We start from the raw sequence: 14,999 nt of genomic DNA on the forward strand, positions 1-14,999 counted from the left end.
CAAAGATAGAAAATTCAGATACATCAGACTATTTAAACGATATCCATCGAATAATTTCTTTCAGGTTCGGTTTCTTGCCGTACATCAGAATACCGATACGATAGATCTTGGCCGAGAACCACGTCAGACCGATGGCGGAGGCAAACAGCAAAGAAACAGAAAGCAGCATTTGCCAGAGTGGCGTTTCATAAGGGATGCGCATCATCATAACCACCGGCGATGTGAACGGGATCATGGAGCACCAGAAAGCCAGCGGGCCGTCGGGGTTCTCGATGCTGTAAATACCGGCATACAAAGCAAAGGCAAGGATCATGATGACAGGTGTCATGAACTGCTGAGAATCTTCGGGATGATCAATTACGGAACCGATGGCCGCAAAGAGCGAGGCATACAGCAGATACCCTCCGAAGAAATATATGACAAAGAAAAGCAAGATTTCGGTGAAGTTGAACGATTGCAGTTTAGCCATCCACTCGCCCATCTCGCCGGCAGCAGCCGTGCCTCCCTGCTGCATCGCCGCGGCGGCGTCGGCTCCTGCACCGAAGAAGAGGCCGATCAACGTGACACCGACTATTGTAAGAATCGTCCAGAGAAAAAGTTGGGTCAGTCCGACAAGACCGATACCGATGATTTTACCCATCATAAGATCGAACGGACGGACGGACGATACCATGATCTCCACGATGCGGTTCGTCTTTTCTTCCGAAACGCCCTGCAGCACCATCGAACCGTACATAATAATAAATGTATAGACCGTTATTGTGAAAAGGATGCCGATGGCATAAGCCAACGAAACAGACGACTGGCTCTCGCGGCCGTCGTCACTCAGTTTGATGGTTTGCACCTGAAACCGTATCTGACTCTCGCGAATGATTTCTTCCAGCCCCGGTATTTGATACGACGCGATTTTATCGCTCTCGATTTGTTTGCGCAACGTTTCATTCACGATGCGCGACAAAGATTCGGGTATCTGCTTGTGCGAATAAAGAGCGGCCGCCTGAGGATGTTCCAACAGATCGTCGGTAATCGTGAGCGTAGCAAACACCTCCTTCATCTCCGGCGACGATGCCGGTGCAGATACTTTTCCGTCGAAAAAGCGGTAATTGTCGATCTCTTTGAACAACGACACATATTTGCCCGTATCGTCGATGACAGACACATGAAATATCTCGCTGCTCTTGATGGACGACAGCCAGAGCGGTACGAAAATCAGTGCGATCATCAGTAACGGGGTCAGAAGCGTCAGCAGGACGAACGATTTTTTTCTGACCCGACGAATGTATTCCCGTTTGATAATTAATCCTATGCTATTCATGACGGTTGCGATGTGTGTTGTGTGACGGTACGGATAAAAATATCATTCATCGACGGCAGCACCTCGTTGAACGAATGTATGTCATGCTGTTGCGCCAAGGCAGCCAGCAGCGATGAGTTACCGACGCCTTCGGCCTTCCGGAGGTGCACCTCGGTATGTCCGTGCATGATCTTTTCGGAAAGCACGGTGAATAATCCCGGTACAGACGCGAGGGGCCGCCCGCCGGCAACGGCTATGCGGAAAATATTCTCCTTGAAACGCTCGCGCACTTCGTGAATATCACCCGAGAGGACGACATGCGAGCGGTCGATCAGCGCAATCTCGTCGCATATCTCTTCGACCGACGGCATGTTATGCGTCGAGAAAATCAGCGTCCTCCCCTCCTCTTTCAGTTGCAGCATCTCCTGCTTCAGCCGTTCGGCATTGACGGGGTCAAAACCGCTGAACGGCTCGTCGAAGATCAGCAAGGCCGGTTCGTGCACGACCGTGATGATAAACTGCACCTTCTGCTGCATCCCTTTCGAGAGCTCTTCGAGTTTACGGTTCCACCACGGCATGATGTCGAATTTCTCGAACCATGCGGTCAGTCGCCTGTTCGCGTCGCGGCTGCTCAACCCTTTGAGACGGGCAAAATAAACGGCCTGCTCGCCCACCTTCATTTTCTTATACAGTCCGCGTTCTTCGGGCAAGTACCCGATCCGATAGATATCCTCGTATGTCGAAGGCCTTCCGTCGAAACGCACCAGCCCGCTATCCGGGGCAGTGATACGGTTAATGATCCGGATCAGCGTTGTTTTACCGGCGCCGTTCGGACCTAACAACCCGAAGATCTTCCCCTCCGGCACCCGGATGCTGACATCGTCGAGCGCACGATGATTCGCATACTGTTTCACAATATGTTCCGCTTCTATAAAATACATATAAACTACATTTTCAGTATGATTCGTTCTCCCAATTCTTTGCTCAGCGCCAGCTTGATCTCGTTCAGCCGTTTTTGTTCCTTCATCTGCTCGATCGCTTCGTCGATACGTCCTTCGGCCTGCAATTCCTTGATTTTTTTATTGATGCCCGCAATCTGCTGTAACAGGTGAGCGCCTTTGAGTGCAAACAGGTCGCGCACGATCGCTCTCTCTCGCATTTTCATCTGCCGACGGTTCATTTCTTCGCGTTCTTCTTCGGTCGGTTCCGTTGCCGTTTCTTCAGGCGTTTCGTTCCCGAAACCGATCTGATAGATGCTGCCCGCAAGATTCGTAGCCACATACGAAACAGCCGGATCGGGGTGAGACGAGAAATAGCTCTCCGCCTTAAATCCGGGATAACGACACTGATCGACCGCCTCTTCAAGCATCCTGCAAAAGAGAGGCGTAGAAAAAACAAGGTGATCTTTCTGCAATTCTTCGCTGATGTATTCGGCTACACGGATGACGACGCGCTCGCCACTCGCCTCATCCGTATAATCATACAGCACCAACTCGCCTTGCGAGACGACGTAGCGGAGCAGCGCCTCCTCGATGGCTTGGTAAGGCGCAGGAGGCGTGCGTTTTTGTGGCGTCGGCGCAACGGACTGCTTTACGGAATCCGTTTCCGGGGCATGCTCGCCCTCCGAAGCAGGCGCGGGCGACGGCGGCTCTTCCCCTTCCGATGAGGCGGAACGAGCCGATGACGGATCGACGGACGGCGGCGGAGACGGCGCACGATAAAGCGACGGCGCGCGCCGTCGCTGGGCGCGTATTTTATTCAGTTCGGCCAGCAGCACCGGCTCTTTGATCTCCAACAGATGGCTACACTCTTTGAGGTAAACGGAACGGATGATATTATCCGGTATCACCGCGATGGAATGCAAGATATCCGAGATCAGGGATGCGCGTTTAAGCGGATCATTCCCCGCCTCATCGAGCAGCAGTTGCGTCTTGAAGCGGATAAAATCCGTCTCATGCTCCTGAATATACACCGAAAATTCAAACGCATTGCGCGAACGCGCGAACGAATCCGGGTCCTCGCCGTCGGGCAGCAGCAACACTTTCACGTTCATACCCTCTTCGAGCAGCAGGTCGATCCCTCGAATGGCGGCCTTGATACCGGCCGCGTCGCCGTCGTAAAGCACCGTGATGTTGTTCGTCATCCGGTGAATCAGATGAATCTGGCGTTGCGTGAGCGCCGTCCCCGACGAGGCGACGACATTCTCGATGCCCGACTGATGCATGGAGATCACGTCGGTATATCCTTCGACAAGGAAACATTTGTCGGCCTTTGCAATCGCCTGCTTCGCAAAATACAGGCCGTACAGTTCGTTACTCTTATGATAAATCTCACTCTCGGGCGAGTTGAGATACTTGGCCGTCTTCTTTGTCTGATCAAGAACACGCCCGCCGAATCCTACCACCTTGCCGCTAAGCGTATGAATAGGAAAGATCACGCGTCCGCGAAACCGGTCGCTCCCGCCCCCATCGTCGTAAAACGTAACAAGGCCGGTTTTCTCAAGGTATTCCCTGCGATAGCCTTTGCCGATGGCCGACTGATAGAGGTCGTCGCGCTTCTCGAGGCTGTATCCGAGTTGAAACTTGCGGATCGTCTCGTCGCGAAACCCGCGCTGTACAAAATAAGACAGTCCTGCAACACGTCCCTCTTCATGGTCGAGCAGCCGCGAAGTAAAATGTTTCTGCGCCCAACTGTTGAGGACAAACATGCTCTCACGGTCGCTCTGCGAACGCTTTTCCTCGTCGGTCAACTCACGTTCCCGCACCTCGATATGATACTTTCTGGCCAGAAAACGCAACGCATCCTGATAGCTCAGTTGCTCATGCTTCATGATGAAATAGACAGGCGATCCGCCCTCGCCGCACGCAAAGCATTTGCAAATATTCTTGGCCGGCGAAACATAGAACGAAGGCGTTTTATCGGTATGAAACGGACACAGACCGACGAAGTTCACCCCGCGCTTGCGCAGCGTGACAAACTCCGACACAACATCCACAATGTTTGCCGCTTCCAAAATCCGCTCCCGTGTTATCGCATCAATCACCCGCCTTCTTTTTTTTCGGAAACAAAGGTAAAAAAATTATTGGATTCATTTTATTTCTTGCTCATTGAGATATTCTCGAGCCTTTTCGATAATGAAATTGACAGTTGCCGATCTCATTTTTATCGGCTTTTGAACTATTTTTTGCGCCATTTCCATAGCCTTACTTGTGTTTCTATTCTCTTTATAAATCTCCATCCGGTGATACAGAGGTAAAAATCTGCATGGAATCATATTTCCCGCATACTGATAGATTTGAAGAGCTTTTACCGTATCTCCAAGATGATAATGATTATCAGCCAATAACATTTGCAAATCATAATCATTGTACTTTTTCTGACATTCGTGAAATACAGCCATGCTTTGCCTATATTGTCCGGCAAAATGAAGTTCAGCTCCATAATTATACAGAAAGTATTCGTTCCATTTCATATCCTGATAAAGTTCTCCATAATTTCGTAGCATTTGTCGAGTTTGTCCCTGCAAAGATTTTACAGCAATATTCTTCCATTCCATCTCATGATTCATTCTTTTGAAAAAAAAAGCAAAAAGCCACAAACATCCAGCCATAATCGGGAAATATATTAACGGAGAAAGCCTTTTATCAGGTAGTTGTTCACAAAATAACGACAGAATAAAATATCCGAGTAATATCCATACCGACACATACTGCAAAGGGTAGGAAAAGCAACATAAGATAATAAATGAGATATAACTCCCCAATAAGACAGGTTTTAACGAATGTACTTTATTATATAACTTTAGAAAGATGAAAATCAGCAACAACAAAATAGACAACAATCCGACAATCCCATAATCTACAGTGATTTTAATAAATTCATTGAAAGGGTGCTTCACATTATCTGCTAATTGTCCGAGTTTTGATTGCGGATTTCGTTCAAAATATCGAGACTGATAGTCCATATAATTTGCCTGAAACCCTTTGTGGCCGAAACCAAATACAGGTTTGTCCTTTATCATTTCAGCGGATACTTTCCAAACAAGCAGCCTTCCATTAACAGAATCTTGCTTCCATTGATATAAAAAGAAAACACCTATCGTAAGAAATAGAACAGCAACGGTCATTGTGACATAAAAATACCATCCGATGCGAATTTTGGCAAACACCTGATATTCCAAACAGAGAATGAGAACAAGAGAAATAACAGCAGCCAACAATCCCGTTCGAGAACCTGTCAGAATCATTGAAAAGAAAATCAGTCCTGCAGAAAAAAACACGATACGCTGTTCCCATCGTTTGGACCGGATACACCAATATATTCCTATCGGGAAAAGCAACGACAATATCGCAGCAAATCCAGCAGGGTTTTCAAAACTTCCCGTAACGGCAAACGCTTTGTGATGAGATGGATATATTTCGATGTATTGCAAAATGCCGTAAACAGCCTGTATGAGACCTATAAGATATAATCCTTTTATCACATTGACAGAAAACATCTTTCGTATTCCGGACTTTATGCCGGAACTTTGAAAAAAAAGAAAAAAGATTCCGGTCAACACAGTCAACACTGTAAAATAGAATTTGATGGATCCTAGGGTATCGACAAATTTCTCGGAAGTGAGAAATACACTTCCGAGAAAAATAAACAATATTCCTGCTTTGGCTTTCATATTAGAGACCTCAGTATTTACTCCTGCTTAAAACGTTCGTCATACCAGATATGTTTGCCCATCAACCGGATATACTCGTCTTGCTTCTTCTTTCCTTCTTCCGTAAAGAAAAACTTGACATCCATCGTTGCACGATTTCTCTTATAGATAAACATGCTTGAACAATACGGATATTTTCCCTTCCGCATCTTTTCCAATGATTCTTCCGTAAAATAAACGGAATCGGCATGAGGTAAATCATAGAGATAAACGGAATCGGCATTAAACATATCGCGTGCACGCTTGCCCGAAATGATCGTCACGTAGTCATCGAAATCAACCCGGGTCGTGTCATCATTCCGACTGACAGGACTTATAAACAATCCCAAGGCGTTTCGCAGTTCTGCCATAATTTGAGCGCGAGGATACATGCTGTTATTATCTTCGAACTTAGGTTCGGAAGTTGTCGTATCTCTGTTCCCTACCCGCTCCATCAAAAAACATATTTTAGCTCTTTCGATATCTTCCTTAGAGGAATACATCGGACGTGCCAAATACATTATTATACAGTCTTTCTCCGGAGACATAAACATCGGACCATAAATATTACCACTTCCTCCTGAACGATTATAATGAGCCATCCATCCGACATAATACTGATTAAGATCAGTAAAACCATCCGGAGTTTTGGTCTCAATACCGAACCCTTTCTTCAAAAATTCGGTATAAGCCGAAAGATTTTTCTCATACCAATTCGTTACTTGGGCAGATAGATTCATGGAGAAAAAAAATGCACAAAATATCATCTTCATGTAATTATTCATGGCTTTATATATTATATTATGGGTAATATATTGAAGATATACTATCAACTTCAATAAAGTTTGGTTTGTTTTTATTCTGTCCATCTATGTAAATAATATAACGACCTGTTGTATCATATGAATATCCGTTGACTGCATGCCCGGTACTGTCGGATGTATGAAACCATATCAATGTATTATTCACAGGTCTTCCCGGTATCGGAGAATCATATCGCCTTGCATTCGGATAAAAATGCGATATTACGGAATCCATCGCATACGCCGGCACTCCATTTGCTCCGTAAATACTGTCTATATATGCTCTTGCTCTCCCAAAAGAGACTCCACCCATTCCGGCAAGCGCATACGCCACACAGTAGGTAGAATCACCGTATAGCCAGTCTCCTTCCATAAAACCATATTTTAACCTCACGATAGAAGTATCTACAGATTTGGGCTTGAGGATTGTATTCGTATGCTCAAAACCTGCCACCAAATAATTAAACAATTCTTCCGAAATGTTGACTTCTGCTCCGGAAGTTTGTTTTACATGATAAAGCCCTTCCTTCATGTCAATATCCAATCGTTGGAGTGCCTGACTCATAATAGTCATGTCTTTTTCCGACATTTTGGACAACTCAAAAGTTCCCAAATCAAGGTGTTCGGAATAATCTTTCCCAAACAATTCTCCTTTTTCACATCCCCAAAACCCAATCAGGCTGAAGAAAAACAACATAATAAGGGATGTTGTAAATAAGTTCGATTTTCTAACTGATTTCATTTGTTTTTATATTTTTATTGATTGATAATTTCCTGAACATTTATTCGTGCTTAAAACGTTCGTCATACCAGATATGTTTGCCCATCAACCGGATATACTCGTCTTGCTTCTTCTTTCCTTCTTCCGTAAAGAAAAACTTGACATCCATCGTTGCACGATCCCTTTTATAAGTAAACATACCCGAACAATACGGATATTTTCCCTTCCGCATCTTTTCCAGTGATTCGTCAAAGAAATAAACGGAATCGGCGTGAGGTAAATCATAGAGATAAACGGAATCGGCATTAAACATATCGCGTGCGTGCTTACCCGCTATAATCGTCACGTAGTCATCGAAATTAATCCGGGTCGTGTCATCATTAAACGGATAAAAAAATCCGAGATATAATCCCAAAGCCCCTCGTAATTCTCCTGTGATCTGACTGCGAGGAAATGTGCTGTTATTTCCTATCTTAGGTTCGGAAGTAGTCGTATCTCTGTTCCCTGCCCGCTCCATCAAAACACATATTTTAGTTCTTTCGATATCCTCCTTAGAGGAATACATCGGACGTGCTGAATACATTATTATACAGTCTTCCTCCGGAGACATAAACATCGGGCCATAAATATTACCAGCAGCACAATATTTCTTAATTTTTTTCGCTGTCCACATCACATAATACTGATTAAGATCAGTAAAACCATCCGGAGCTTTGACCTCAATACCGAACCTTGTCTTCAAAAATTCGGTATAAGCTGAGATATCTCTCTCATACCAATCGTTCTCTTGGGCAGAGAGGTTTATGGAGAGACAAAAAAGTGCAAAAAATATCATCTTCATGTAATTATTCATGGCTTTACATAATTTATTATGGGTAATATATTGAAGATATACTATCGGCTTTAATAGGGTATATATAGTCTCCATTTTGAGAATCTTTATACAATATGTAACCACTGTTTGAATCATAATGCCATCCGTTGACCGCATGTCCGGTACTGTCGGATGTATGAAACCATATCAATGTATTATTCACAGGTCTTCCCGGTATCGGAGAATCATATCGCCTTGCATTCGGATAAAAATGCGATATTACGGAATCCATCGCATACGCCGGCACTCCATTTGCTCCGTAAATACTGTCTATATATGCTCTTGCTCTCCCAAAAGAGACTCCACCCATTCCGGCAAGCGCATACGCCACACAGTAGGTGGAATCCTGTGGTTCCCCATCTCCTTCCATAAAACCGTATTTTAATCTCACGATAGAAGTATCTACAGATTTGGGCTTGAGGATTGTATTCGTATGCTCAAAACCTGCCACCAAATAATTAAACAATTCTTCCGAAATGTTGACTTCTGCTCCGGAAGTTTGTTTTACATGATAAAGCCCTTCCTTCATGTCAATATCCAATCGTTGGAGTGCCTGACTCATAATAGTCATGTCTTTTTCCGACATTTTGGACAACTCAAAAGTTCCCAAATCAAGGTGTTCGGAATAATCTTTCCCAAACAATTCTCCTTTTTCACATCCCCAAAACCCAATCAGGCTGAAGAAAAACAACATAATAAGGGATGTTGTAAATAAGTTCGATTTTCTAACTGATTTCATTTGTTTTTATATTTTTATTGATTGATAATTTCCTGAACATTTATTTGTGCTTAAAACGTTCGTCATACCAGATATGTTTGCTCATCAACCGGATATACTCGTCTTGCTTCTTCTTTCCTTCTTCCGTATAAAAAAACTTGACATTCATCGTTGCCCGATTTCTCTTATAGATAAACATGCCTGAACAATACGGATATTTTCCCTTCCGCATCTTTTCCAGTGATTCGTCAAAGAAATAAACGGAATCGGCGTGAGGTAGATCATAGAGATAAACGGAATCGGCATTAAACATATCGCGCGCGTGCTTACCCGCTATAATCGTCACGTAGTCATCGAAATTAATTCTGACTGCATCCTTATTTAACAGATTAAAAGGACTATTAAATAAGCCAAGCGAAGTTCTAATTTCATTTAAAATCTGACTACGAGGATAAAAAGGAAGTTTCATTCGTTTTATATTATCCTTGGATTCTACTGAAAAATATGATAATAGAGCAGGATATGCTATTATACATTCTTTACCCGTTGAAAGAAAAATAGGGCCATACATGCTTCCGGTATGTTTTGACGGCTCATTTCGGACTTTCCACATTACATAATATTGGTTCAAATCTTCAAATGCTTTAGGAATCGTACAGATTATTCCAAATTTTTCCGTAAAATAACCTTGATAGGCAGAAAAGTTCTTTTCATATACAAGGTTTTCCTGAGAGAACAGATTTGAAGAAACAACAATGATTAATATAAAAACATACAGCCTCATACAATATATAACTAAAATTAAGGGTAATATAATTTTATCAAACTATCACGATGGATTACTCCATCATTTCCTGTCTGATTATCCTTATAATATATATATCCAGTATTATTATCATGCCAATATCCATTAACTGCATGACCTGTACTATCCGAGGTTTGAAAATAAATAAAAGCATTATTCATGTATCCACCATTAAGAGTGTTTTTCGCATTCGGATAAAAATGGCGAACAACGGAATCAATCGCATACGCCGGCACTCCGTTCGATCCGTAAAGACTGTCTATATATGCTCTTGCTCTCCCAAAAGAGACTCCACCCATTCCGGCAAGCGCATACGCCACACAATAGGTGGAATCCTGTGGTTCCCCATCTCCTTCCATAAAACCGTATTTTAATCTCACGATAGAAGTATCTACAGATTTGGGCTTGAAGATTGTATTCGTATGCTCAAAACTTGCCACCAAATAATTAAACAATTCTTCCGAAATGTTGACTTCTGCTCCGGAAATTTGTTTTACATGATAAAGCCCTTCCTTCATGTCAATATCCAATCGTTGGAGTGCCTGACTCATAATATTCATGTCTTTTTCCGACATTTTGGACAACTCAAAAGTTCCCAAATCAAGGTGTTCGGAATAATCTTTCCCAAACAATTCTCCTTTTTCACATCCCCAAAACCCAATCAGGCCGAAGAAAAACAACATAATAAGGGATGTTGTAAATAAGTTCGATTTTCTAACGGATTTCATTTGTTCTTATATTTTTATGGATTGGTAATTTCCACAAAGTTATATGATTTTTTATAATCCAAATGCACTTCCTCTTTTTTTGAGAATATTCGATTGTTTTGGATGCTTTGGGGCGAAGATTGGTAAAATGAATTATTGAACATTTATTCTTGCTTAAAACGTTCGTCATACCAGATATGTTTGCCCATCAACCGGATATACTCGTTTTGCTTCTTCTTTCCTTCTTCCGTAAAGAAAAACTTGACATCCATCGTTGCACGATCCCTTTTATAAATAAACATACCCGAACAATACGGATATTTTCCCTTCCGCATCTTTTCCAATGACTCATCAAAGAAATAAACGGAATCGGCGTGAGGTAGATCATAGAGATAAACGGAATCGGCATTAAACATATCGCGTGCACGCTTGCCCGAAATGATCGTCACGTAGTCATCGAAATTAATCCGGGTCGTGTCATCATTCCGACTGACAGGACTTATAAACAATCCCAAGGCATTTCGCAGTTCTGCCGTAATTTGAGCACGAGGATACATGCTGTTATTATCTTCGAACTTAGGCTCGGAAGTAGTCGTATCTCTGTTCCCTACCCGCTCCATCAAAAAACATATTTTAGCTCTTTCGATATCTTCTTTAGTGAAATACATTGGGTGTGCCGAATACGTTATTATACAGTCTTCCTCAGGAGACATAAACATCGGACCATAGATACTGCCGGTTCCTCCTGAACGATGAAAACGAGCCGCCCATAAAACATAATACTGATTAAGATCCATAAAACCATCCGGAGCTTTGACCTCGATACCGAACCCTGTCTTCAAAAATTCGGTATAAGCCGAGAGATTTCTCTCATACCAATCGTTCTCTTGGGCAGAGAGGTTTATGGAGAGACAAAAAAGTGCAAAAAATATCATCTTCATGTAATTATTCATGGCTTTATATATTATATTATGGGTAATATATTGAAGATACTCTCTTTACCTCAATAAAATTTATATCATTATTATTCTGCTTATCTATATAAAAGAGATAATTACCACTTGGGTCGAAACGCCATCCATTAACCGCATGTCCGGTACTGTCGGAGGTATGGAACCATATCAATGTATTATTCACAGGTCTTCCCGGTATAGGAGAGTCATATCGCCTTGCGTTCGGATAAAAATGCGATATTACGGAATCCATCGCATACGCCGGCACTCCGTTCGATCCATAAAGGCTGTCTATATATGCTCTTGCTCTCCCAAAAGAGACTCCGCCCATTCCGGCCAATGCATGAGCCACACAATAGGTGGAATCCTGTGGTTCCCCATCTCCTTCCATAAAACCGTATTTTAATCTCACGATAGAAGTATCTACAGATTTGGGCTTGAAGATTGTATTCGTATGCTCAAAACCTGCCACCAAATAATTAAACAATTCTTCCGAAATATTAACTTCTGCTCCGGAAGTTTGTTTTACATGATAAAGCCCTTCCTTCATGTCAATATCCAATCGTTGGAGTGCCTGACTCATAATATTCATGTCTTTTTCCGACATTTTGGACAACTCAAAAGTTCCCAAATCAAGGTGTTCGGAATAATCTTTCCCAAACAATTCTCCTTTTTCACATCCCCAAAACCCGATCAGACCGAAGAAAAACAACATAATAAGGGATGTTGTAAATAAGTTCGATTTTCTAACGGATTTCATTTGTTCTTATATTTTTATGGATTGATAATTTCCATAAAGTTATATGATTTTTTATAATCCAAATGCACTTCCTCTTTTTTTGAGAATATTCGATTGTTTTGGATGCTTTGGCAAAGATTGCTAAAAACGGGTTACTTATTTCCGGTCTTTCGCGACGAAAGAGGTATACAGTTGAATCAGCGCGGCAATCAAAAGGCAAGGCACCCACTCCATACGCTGTTTGAACATAAACACCGACGCGACGATCATCGCGATTCCGGCAAACATATTCAGCCGGTGCAACCGTCGCAAGCGAAAATCCGTTTCGTTCCGTGGCGCGGTCAAGTAACTGACCGATACGCCGGCCGCTCCCACCGCGAAGAGCCAGGGGGCATACCTCCATTGAGTGATATACAGCAATGCCCCGACGAGCACGAGCGCCCCCGAAAACATATAAATCCATGTGCGTATGCGTAAATCCATCAGTCTTGGATAATAAAAATATCTTCGTTTTCCCGTTTCATGTAAAACTCTTCGCGAGCATACCGTTCCAATCCCTCCTTGCTCGTATGCAGGTCTTCGAGCTTCCGGCGATTCGTCTCGATTTCTTTCCGGTAATGCTTAATCTCACGTTCAAGGCTGCGGATTTTATCATCGTACGTATAGCGTACATAGAGGTTGCTGTCGCCCACCACAAACGTAATGATCATGAATACGGCGATCACGACCACGTAGAGATTCAACTTGGAGAGATATTTCGTATAGAAATTTTCTTTTTCGGACATATCTGTTGAGAAGTTTGTGCAAAAGTATGAAAAATATTCCATACCTTTGCAAGAAAACAAACCGGATTTCACGGCAGATACAAAACACCGTCAGGGGGTGTGCATACATACTCGCCCCATCGCTGTCCGGCAACACAAGAAAATGGAAAATTATATCGTTTCAGCCAGAAAATACCGTCCGTCGACGTTCAACAGCGTGGTCGGGCAAAAATCTCTGACCACTACGCTGCGGAATGCTATCCTGAGCAATAAGTTGGCACATGCTTATCTGTTCTGCGGCCCTCGCGGGGTGGGAAAGACATCGTGCGCGCGTATCTTTGCCAAGACAATCAACTGCATGAATCTGACGCCCGCGGGCGAGGCATGCAATGCGTGCGAGTCGTGCCGGTCGTTTAACGAGCAACGGTCGTTGAATATCCATGAGCTGGACGCGGCATCGAACAATTCAGTCGATGACATTCGCTCGCTGATCGAGCAGGTACGTATCCCGCCGCAAGTGGGGAAATACAAGGTCTATATCATCGACGAAGTACACATGCTCAGTCAGGCCGCTTTCAACGCTTTTCTCAAAACACTCGAAGAGCCGCCTCATTATGCGATCTTTATTCTGGCTACGACGGAGAAGCATAAAATTCTGCCAACCATTCTGTCACGCTGTCAGGTATACGATTTCTCACGCATCTCGGTCGTCGACGCCGTAGAACATCTGCAATATGTAGCCGGCGAGGAAGGGGTGAAGGCCGAACCCGAAGCGCTGAACGTCATCGCACAAAAAGCCGACGGGGGGATGCGCGACGCTTTGTCTATCTTCGATCAGGTAGTCAGCTACACGGGCGGAAACGTTACCTACAAGGCCGTGATCGAAAACCTCAATGTGCTGGACTACGAATATTATTTCCGCATTACGGACACTGTTCTGGAAGGAGACATACGGACAAGCCTGCTCATCCTGAACGAGATTATAGAGAAAGGGTTCGACGGACAGCATATCATCACGGGGCTGGCCTCGCACTTCCGCGATCTGTTGGTCTGCAAAGATGAAAGCACGATCGTGCTTTTTGAAATCGGCGCATCGATCCGCGACCGATACCGCGAAACAGCCCGGCAGTGTCCCGACTGGCTGCTGTATCAGGCTATTGAGTTGGCCAATGAATGCGATCTGCATTATCGCGAGAGCCGGAACAAGCGACTCTTGCTCGAGCTGACGTTCGTTCAGCTGTGTCAACTCCAGGAAGCCGGCCCTGCTACGATCGCCGAGGCTAAAAAAAAAAGCGACTGAGGCTGCGACTGCTTCGGGCGGTTGAAGGTTTGCCCGCATCCGATACGCATCGTAGCGCAAGCCCCTCCATACCGCCTGCCACACAGACGCCGACGCTCGCCGCAACGAGTACGCCAAGCGCAACCCAAACGCCGCGGAAACCGATTAACCGACGTCCTACGAACACGTCTCTGACCGGTCTTTTGGAGACCACCCAAAAAACACAGGTTACGCATCATGCCGGAGAGGCTTTGCAGGAAACGAATCCGTTCACCGAAGAGGAGCTGATTGGCTGCTGGAATGCGTTTGCCGCAACGATAGAGAAGAAAGTACATCTGAAAAATACGATGATCAACTGTCAGCCCGTACTGAAAGAGGAGTTTCTGTTCGAGGTCGTCGTACACAACCCCGGACAGCAGGAAGAGCTGCTCAATCATAATGCCTCTATCCTGCAAGCACTCCGCACGCAGTTGAAGAACGGAAAGATTCAATTAAAGATACGCATCGACGAAGCGAACGAAAAGAGGCTGGCCTATACGTCGGCAGAAAAGTTCGAGCTGCTGAACGAAATCAATCCGCTGCTGTCGAAGTTAAAAGACGAATTTAATTTGATGTTTGACTGACGGCGTTCCACTCTCTTCCGTTTCCGGAA

General features: G+C 44.1%; 14 protein-coding genes and 1 pseudogene. 1 reads left to right on the top strand and 14 read right to left on the bottom strand.

Annotated features, from left to right (window positions below):
- Positions 1-28: 28 nt before the first annotated feature.
- The 14 genes from BFO_RS12635 to BFO_RS12700 form a co-directional block, all read right to left on the bottom strand.
- Complete coding sequence (locus tag BFO_RS12635; RefSeq protein ID WP_014226167.1) at positions 29-1,315, bottom strand: ABC transporter permease; 1,287 nt, start codon at positions 1,313-1,315, stop codon at positions 29-31.
- Positions 1,312-2,235, bottom strand: a complete 924-nt coding sequence (locus tag BFO_RS12640) for an ABC transporter ATP-binding protein (RefSeq protein ID WP_014226168.1) — start codon at positions 2,233-2,235, stop codon at positions 1,312-1,314. The genes BFO_RS12635 and BFO_RS12640 overlap by 4 nt, the downstream gene beginning before the upstream one ends.
- Before the next feature lie 5 nt (positions 2,236-2,240).
- On the bottom strand, positions 2,241-4,337 hold the full coding sequence (gene dnaG / locus BFO_RS12645) for a DNA primase (RefSeq protein WP_014226169.1): 2,097 nt from the start codon (positions 4,335-4,337) through the stop codon (positions 2,241-2,243).
- 45 nt (positions 4,338-4,382) lie between these two features.
- Entirely contained in the window at positions 4,383-5,966 is a 1,584-nt protein-coding gene (locus tag BFO_RS12650) for an O-antigen ligase family protein (protein ID WP_014226170.1), read from the bottom strand.
- 17 nt (positions 5,967-5,983) lie between these two features.
- Positions 5,984-6,769 carry a hypothetical protein gene (locus tag BFO_RS12655; protein ID WP_080561826.1) on the bottom strand — a complete coding sequence of 262 codons (786 nt, stop codon included), beginning with the start codon at positions 6,767-6,769 and terminating at the stop codon, positions 5,984-5,986.
- Between the two features lie 16 nt (positions 6,770-6,785).
- A complete protein-coding gene (locus BFO_RS12660) occupies positions 6,786-7,529 on the bottom strand; it encodes a hypothetical protein (RefSeq protein WP_244262916.1) in 744 nt (247 codons plus the stop codon).
- 40 nt (positions 7,530-7,569) lie between these two features.
- Positions 7,570-8,349 carry a hypothetical protein gene (locus BFO_RS12665; RefSeq protein WP_236684403.1) on the bottom strand — a complete coding sequence of 260 codons (780 nt, stop codon included), beginning with the start codon at positions 8,347-8,349 and terminating at the stop codon, positions 7,570-7,572.
- Between the two features lie 28 nt (positions 8,350-8,377).
- Positions 8,378-9,121 carry a hypothetical protein gene (locus tag BFO_RS12670; protein ID WP_231964473.1) on the bottom strand — a complete coding sequence of 248 codons (744 nt, stop codon included), beginning with the start codon at positions 9,119-9,121 and terminating at the stop codon, positions 8,378-8,380.
- Between the two features lie 40 nt (positions 9,122-9,161).
- Complete coding sequence (locus BFO_RS16275) at positions 9,162-9,569, bottom strand: hypothetical protein (RefSeq protein WP_244262917.1); 408 nt, start codon at positions 9,567-9,569, stop codon at positions 9,162-9,164.
- Positions 9,570-9,901: 332 nt separating this feature from the next.
- Positions 9,902-10,633, bottom strand: a complete 732-nt coding sequence (locus BFO_RS12680; RefSeq protein ID WP_041590940.1) for a hypothetical protein — start codon at positions 10,631-10,633, stop codon at positions 9,902-9,904.
- Positions 10,634-10,776: 143 nt separating this feature from the next.
- Positions 10,777-11,553, bottom strand: coding sequence for a hypothetical protein (locus BFO_RS12685; protein WP_244262918.1), 777 nt, complete (start codon positions 11,551-11,553; stop codon positions 10,777-10,779).
- A 28-nt stretch (positions 11,554-11,581) separates the two neighbouring features.
- Positions 11,582-12,325 carry a hypothetical protein gene (locus tag BFO_RS12690; protein ID WP_244262919.1) on the bottom strand — a complete coding sequence of 248 codons (744 nt, stop codon included), beginning with the start codon at positions 12,323-12,325 and terminating at the stop codon, positions 11,582-11,584.
- 135 nt (positions 12,326-12,460) lie between these two features.
- A complete protein-coding gene (locus tag BFO_RS12695; RefSeq protein WP_014226180.1) occupies positions 12,461-12,787 on the bottom strand; it encodes a hypothetical protein in 327 nt (108 codons plus the stop codon).
- A complete protein-coding gene (locus tag BFO_RS12700) occupies positions 12,787-13,089 on the bottom strand; it encodes an FtsB family cell division protein (RefSeq protein ID WP_014226181.1) in 303 nt (100 codons plus the stop codon). The genes BFO_RS12695 and BFO_RS12700 overlap by 1 nt, the downstream gene beginning before the upstream one ends.
- Before the next feature lie 142 nt (positions 13,090-13,231).
- Here BFO_RS12700 and BFO_RS16490 point away from each other — a divergent pair.
- Positions 13,232-14,970: pseudogene (locus BFO_RS16490) on the top strand (DNA polymerase III subunit gamma/tau).
- The last annotated feature ends 29 nt before the right edge of the window (positions 14,971-14,999 follow it).

The sequence above is a fragment of the Tannerella forsythia 92A2 genome, from assembly GCF_000238215.1.
GTDB classification, from domain to species: Bacteria; Bacteroidota; Bacteroidia; order Bacteroidales; family Tannerellaceae; genus Tannerella; species Tannerella forsythia.

What these genes read in the sequence shown, in the direction of transcription:
- BFO_RS12670 (WP_231964473.1), bottom strand. Translation starts at nt 9,121, where the DNA reads ATGAAATCAGTTAGAAAATCGAACTTATTTACAACATCCCTTATTATG.
- BFO_RS12690 (WP_244262919.1), bottom strand. Translation starts at nt 12,325, where the DNA reads ATGAAATCCGTTAGAAAATCGAACTTATTTACAACATCCCTTATTATG.
- BFO_RS12700 (WP_014226181.1), bottom strand. Translation starts at nt 13,089, where the DNA reads ATGTCCGAAAAAGAAAATTTCTATACGAAATATCTCTCCAAGTTGAAT.
- BFO_RS12685 (WP_244262918.1), bottom strand. Translation starts at nt 11,553, where the DNA reads ATGAAGATGATATTTTTTGCACTTTTTTGTCTCTCCATAAACCTCTCT.
- BFO_RS12665 (WP_236684403.1), bottom strand. Translation starts at nt 8,349, where the DNA reads ATGAAGATGATATTTTTTGCACTTTTTTGTCTCTCCATAAACCTCTCT.
- BFO_RS12680 (WP_041590940.1), bottom strand. Translation starts at nt 10,633, where the DNA reads ATGAAATCCGTTAGAAAATCGAACTTATTTACAACATCCCTTATTATG.
- BFO_RS12660 (WP_244262916.1), bottom strand. Translation starts at nt 7,529, where the DNA reads ATGAAATCAGTTAGAAAATCGAACTTATTTACAACATCCCTTATTATG.
- BFO_RS12635 (WP_014226167.1), bottom strand. Translation starts at nt 1,315, where the DNA reads ATGAATAGCATAGGATTAATTATCAAACGGGAATACATTCGTCGGGTC.
- BFO_RS12695 (WP_014226180.1), bottom strand. Translation starts at nt 12,787, where the DNA reads ATGGATTTACGCATACGCACATGGATTTATATGTTTTCGGGGGCGCTC.
- BFO_RS12655 (WP_080561826.1), bottom strand. Translation starts at nt 6,769, where the DNA reads ATGAATAATTACATGAAGATGATATTTTGTGCATTTTTTTTCTCCATG.
- BFO_RS16275 (WP_244262917.1), bottom strand. Translation starts at nt 9,569, where the DNA reads ATGAAACTTCCTTTTTATCCTCGTAGTCAGATTTTAAATGAAATTAGA.
- BFO_RS12640 (WP_014226168.1), bottom strand. Translation starts at nt 2,235, where the DNA reads ATGTATTTTATAGAAGCGGAACATATTGTGAAACAGTATGCGAATCAT.
- BFO_RS12650 (WP_014226170.1), bottom strand. Translation starts at nt 5,966, where the DNA reads ATGAAAGCCAAAGCAGGAATATTGTTTATTTTTCTCGGAAGTGTATTT.